General features: G+C 50.6%; 1 protein-coding gene, 2 tRNA genes and 2 rRNA genes. All 5 read right to left on the bottom strand.

Going from position 1 to position 5,735, the window contains the following annotated elements; all coding sequences use genetic code 11:
- Nucleotides 1-18: 18 nt before the first annotated feature.
- Nucleotides 19-2,853 (bottom strand): 23S ribosomal RNA (locus GQO80_RS15555).
- A 299-nt stretch (nucleotides 2,854-3,152) separates the two neighbouring features.
- Nucleotides 3,153-3,226, bottom strand: a tRNA-Ala gene (locus tag GQO80_RS15560).
- A 168-nt stretch (nucleotides 3,227-3,394) separates the two neighbouring features.
- Nucleotides 3,395-3,468: transfer RNA gene (locus GQO80_RS15565), tRNA-Ile, on the bottom strand.
- A 149-nt stretch (nucleotides 3,469-3,617) separates the two neighbouring features.
- Nucleotides 3,618-5,131 (bottom strand): 16S ribosomal RNA (locus tag GQO80_RS15570).
- Together the 16S and 23S rRNA genes with 2 tRNA genes alongside form the textbook arrangement of a ribosomal RNA operon.
- Before the next feature lie 330 nt (nucleotides 5,132-5,461).
- On the bottom strand, nucleotides 5,462-5,735 hold a 274-nt coding region (locus tag GQO80_RS15815), incomplete at its 5' end, for a hypothetical protein (protein ID WP_198037813.1).

Genomic DNA, 5,735 nt, shown 5'->3' on the forward strand with positions numbered 1-5,735 from the left:
CTTATAAAAAAACAGGCGTACAATAAGCCTATGGGCTATTAGTACCACTCGGCTACGACATTGCTGCCCTTACACCTGTGGCCTATCGACGTGGTCATCTCCCACGGCCCTTTAAAGAAATCTCATCTTGTGGTGGGTTTCGCGCTTATATGCTTTCAGCGCTTATCCCTTCCCAACGTAGCTACCCAGCAGTGCTCCTGGCGGAACAACTGGTACACCAGAGGTTGGTCCAACTCGGTCCTCTCGTACTAGAGTCAGATCCACTCAAATTTCTAGCGCCCACTGTAGATAGAGACCGAACTGTCTCACGACGTTCTGAACCCAGCTCGCGTGCCACTTTAATGGGCGAACAGCCCAACCCTTGGGACCTTCTCCAGCCCCAGGATGTGACGAGCCGACATCGAGGTGCCAAACCCCCCCGTCGATATGAGCTCTTGGGGGAGATCAGCCTGTTATCCCCGGCGTACCTTTTATCCTTTGAGCGATGGCCCTTCCATGCGGAACCACCGGATCACTATGCTCTTGTTTCCAACCTGATCGACTTGTAGGTCTCTCAGTCAAGCACCCTTATGCCATTGCACTCTGCGCACGGTTACCAAGCGTGCTGAGGGTACCTTTAGAAGCCTCCGTTACTCTTTTGGAGGCGACCACCCCAGTCAAACTACCCACCAAGCACTGTCCCCTTTGTCCAAGGGTTAGACTCTAGACAAGCAAAGGGTGGTATTTCAACAATGACTCCCCGAATCCTGGCGAACCCGGCTCGAAGTCTCCCACCTATCCTACACATTACTTGTCCAAAACCAATACTAAGCTATAGTAAAGGTGCACGGGGTCTTTTCGTCCCACAGCGGGTAATCGGCATCTTCACCGATACTACAATTTCACCGAGCTCATGGCTGAGACAGTGTCCAGATCGTTGCACCATTCGTGCAGGTCGGAACTTACCCGACAAGGAATTTCGCTACCTTAGGACCGTTATAGTTACGGCCGCCGTTTACTGGGGCTTCATTTAAGACCTTCGGGTTGCCCCTAAGCCCTCCACTTAACCTTCCAGCACCGGGCAGGTGTCAGGCCATATACGTCATCTTTCGATTTAGCATAGCCCTGTGTTTTTGATAAACAGTCGCCTGGACCTTTTCACTGCGGCCCCGAAACAAGTTCGGGGCGACCCTTCTCCCGAAGTTACGGGTCTATTTTGCCTAATTCCTTAGCCATGAATCTCTCGAGCACCTTAGAATTCTCATCCCAACTACCTGTGTCGGTTTAGGGTACGGGCCGCTTCTCTCGCTTTTCTTGGAAGTCGCTACTCTGGGTTATCACCTTGGCCGGAGCCTCAGTGTACTATCGCGGCGTTACCGCTCGCTTCAACGTACTATTCCGTCAGTACGCACCAGATCCACGCCTCCGTCACTTTTGTTGAGAGCGGGTACGGGAATATTAACCCGTTGTCCATCCACTGCCCCTTTCGGGTTCGCGTTAGGCCCCGACTGACCCTCAGCTGATTAGCATAGCTGAGGAAACCTTAGTCTTTCGGTGTGCGGGTTTCTCGCCCGCATTATCGTTACTTATGCCTACATTTTCTTTTGTAGCTTCTCCAGCATGGCTCACACCACACCTTCGACGACACTACAATGCTCCCCTACCACTTATATTGCTATAAGTCCATGGCTTCGGTAGTATGTTTATGCCCGATTATTATCCATGCCGAACCGCTCGACTAGTGAGCTGTTACGCACTCTTTAAATGAATGGCTGCTTCCAAGCCAACATCCTAGCTGTCTAAGCAGTTCAACCTCGTTATTTCAACTTAACATACATTTGGGGACCTTAGCCGATGGTCTGGGTTCTTTCCCTCTCGGACATGGACCTTAGCACCCATGCCCTCACTGCTGACCATCATTCTGTAGCATTCGGAGTTTGTCAGGAATTGGTAGGCGGTGAAGCCCCCGCATCCAATCAGTAGCTCTACCTCTACAGAACTATAAATCAACGCTGCACCTAAATGCATTTCGGGGAGTACGAGCTATTTCCGAGTTTGATTGGCCTTTCACCCCTACCCACAGGTCATCCGAAGACTTTTCAACGTCAACCGGTTCGGCCCTCCACTGTATGTTACTACAGCTTCAGCCTGCCCATGGGTAGATCACACGGTTTCGCGTCTACCGCTACCAACTAAAGCGCCCTGTTCAGACTCGCTTTCGCTACGGATCCGTGGCTTAACCACTTAACCTCGCTGGCAACGGTAACTCGTAGGCTCATTATGCAAAAGGCACGCCGTCACCCCACTAAAGGGCTCCGACCGCTTGTAGGCGCATGGTTTCAGGTTCTGTTTCACTCCCTTATTCAGGGTTCTTTTCACCTTTCCCTCACGGTACTGGTTCACTATCGGTCTCTCAGGAGTATTTAGCCTTATCGGATGGTCCCGACTGTTTCATACAGGGTTTCACGTGCCCCGCACTACTCAGGATACCACTATGTCCGCATTCTTTGCCTATACCGGGCTATCACCGTCTCTGGCCCCTCTTTCCAAAGGGTTCTAGTTCATCCTGCCTCCAATGCCGTGGTCCTACAACCCCAGGCCCGCCGTAACGGGGCTGGTTTGGGCTAATCCGCGTTCGCTCGCCACTACTTACGGAATCACTTTTGTTTTCTTCTCCTCCGGGTACTTAGATGTTTCAGTTCCCCGGGTTTGCCTCCTTGCGGATACCATGTCTTCAACATGGTGGGTTGCCCCATTCGGATATCTGCGGATCAATCGGTGTGTGCCCGTCCCCGCAGCTTTTCGCAGCTTATCACGTCCTTCTTCGCCTCTGAGAGCCTAGGCATTCCCCATGCGCCCTTGTTTAGCTTATTGTACTTTTTGCTTTTTTAATGAGTCACTATTCAATCTATGATTTTCAGTCCATTTAATCAATATCAATACCAATCAACCTTTCCTGCACCTCATAAATCAAACGTTTCTTTGATTAATTGGATATCGCTCGATGTGACTCCAATCAACCTAAATTATTATTTAAAATCAGACGAATCTGATCTTAATTTTCATGTATCTTTTTTCAATATGTCAATGAACGTTTTCCCCCTCCAGCTCCCCCAAAGGGGGAGAGTTGGCATTCCAACTTCCTCCCCTTTGGGGAGGCTAGGTGGGGATAGTGGAGAATATCGGAGTCGAACCGATGACCTCTACGGTGCAAGCGTAGCGCTCTAGCCAGCTGAGCTAATCCCCCATTTTATTAGTCATGAGTTATTAGTTATGAGTTATGAGTGGTTAAACTCGCAACAAACCCAACTTCTAAAATTTCCTTTTTTATTTTTGATGAACGTTAATTTCCGGAGAAATTATTTTTTTTTCTTCAACTCTGAACTCAGGACTCTGAATTCATAACTTGAATTTGTAGTCCCAGGCAGACTCGAACTGCCGACCTCTACATTATCAGTGTAGCGCTCTAACCAGCTGAGCTATGAGACTGTTTATAGCCGTTAGTTTTCAGTTTTCAATAACATTTTATTGTTACCGATCCACCGTTGACTGGTGACTTTATATGTTAAATTAACAGCAATGAGAACAAACTACTCTTTTCTTGGTTTTTTTGCTTCCTCTCGGTCGTCTTTCTCTAGAAAGGAGGTGTTCCAGCCGCACCTTCCGGTACGGCTACCTTGTTACGACTTAGCCCTAGTTACCGATTTTACCCTAGGCCGCTCCTTGCGGTGACGGACTTCAGGCACTCCCAGCTTCCATGGCTTGACGGGCGGTGTGTACAAGGCCCGGGAACGTATTCACCGCATCATGGCTGATATGCGATTACTAGCGATTCCAGCTTCACGGAGTCGAGTTGCAGACTCCGATCCGAACTGTGATGGGGTTTATAGATTCGCTCCTGGTCGCCCAGTGGCTGCTCTCTGTCCCCACCATTGTAGCACGTGTGTAGCCCAGGACGTAAGGGCCGTGATGATTTGACGTCATCCCCACCTTCCTCACGGTTTGCACCGGCAGTCTTGCTAGAGTTCCCGACATCACTCGCTGGCAACTAACAACAGGGGTTGCGCTCGTTATAGGACTTAACCTGACACCTCACGGCACGAGCTGACGACAACCATGCAGCACCTTGTAGATGGTCCGAAGAAATGGGTATCTCCACCCAATGCAACCTACATTTAAGCCCTGGTAAGGTTCCTCGCGTATCATCGAATTAAACCACATGCTCCACCGCTTGTGCGGGCCCCCGTCAATTCCTTTGAGTTTCATTCTTGCGAACGTACTCCCCAGGTGGGATACTTATCACTTTCGCTTAGCCACCCAGCTTGCGCCGGACAGCTAGTATCCATCGTTTACGGCGTGGACTACCAGGGTATCTAATCCTGTTCGCTCCCCACGCTTTCGTCCATCAGTGTCAATGCACCGTTAGTGATCTGCCTTCGCAATCGGTATTCTATGTAATATCTATGCATTTCACCGCTACACTACATATTCTAACCACTTCACAATGATTCAAGACAACCAGTATCAAGGGCAATTTTACAGTTGAGCTGCAAGATTTCACCCCTGACTTAATCGTCCACCTACGGACCCTTTAAACCCAATGATTCCGGATAACGCTTGGATCCTCCGTATTACCGCGGCTGCTGGCACGGAGTTAGCCGATCCTTATTCTTACGGTACCGTCAAGCCACTACGCGTAGTGGTGTTTCTTCCCGTACAAAAGCAGTTTACAACCCATAGGGCCGTCTTCCTGCACGCGGCATGGCTGGATCAGGCTTGCGCCCATTGTCCAATATTCCTCACTGCTGCCTCCCGTAGGAGTCTGGTCCGTGTCTCAGTACCAGTGTGGGGGATCCCCCTCTCAGGGCCCCTACCTATCGTCGCCATGGTAAGCCGTTACCTTACCATCTAGCTAATAGGACGCATACTCATCTCTTACCGTAACCTTTAATCCAGCCGCCATGCGGTGGCCGGATGCCATGCGGTGTTAATCCAAGTTTCCCTGGGCTATCCCGCGGTAAGAGGCAGATTGTATACGCGTTACGCACCCGTGCGCCGGTCTCAAGATTGCAAGCAATCTCTACCCCTCGACTTGCATGTGTTAGGCCTGCCGCTAGCGTTCATCCTGAGCCAGGATCAAACTCTTCATCGTTGATTTTTGCAGGCACCGGGCACCGAGCTTTACGCTCCGCGCACCAGGCCTTTTTTTAACGGCTGATCGGAATCCCCAGTACTCAAAATGGTCTGTTCTCTTTGTCGGCCGGCACCGTTTCCAGTGCCGGCCTTACGCTGTCAATTCAATATGTCTATGAACTTGTTCCTTTTCTTCCCCAGCTCGTTTCCTTGCTAAGCGGGTGCAAATATAAGACCCTTTTTTTATCCCGCAAATAGTTTTCGCTTTTTTTTCAGGTTTTTTTTCAGAACCTTCTCCTGCGTGCAAAAAAACCACCCGTGAACGTCGCCTCCGTGGCCGCGGCCTTTCTTAGCGGGTGCAAATATAGCCCCCTTTTTCCGTTCCGCGCAAGCTTTTTCCGGTTATTTTTCGGTTTATTTTTCCGCCCCTTTTTAACTCCCTTATTCTATGGGCTTTACGCCCCCGTTTTTTTCCCGAGGACGCCCCGACCCTTACCTGGGTCGGCGCGCTTTTGGCACCCACGCTCCGCCCTTTGCCCGTGCCATCGATGGCACGGGCAACGCCCCAACGGGCGCGGGGACTCGGAGCGCAAAGCCCGAAACCCGAGGGGAACGCCGTAAAA

The organism is Mariniflexile maritimum (assembly GCF_009746565.1).
Classification (GTDB): Bacteria; Bacteroidota; Bacteroidia; order Flavobacteriales; family Flavobacteriaceae; genus Mariniflexile; species Mariniflexile maritimum.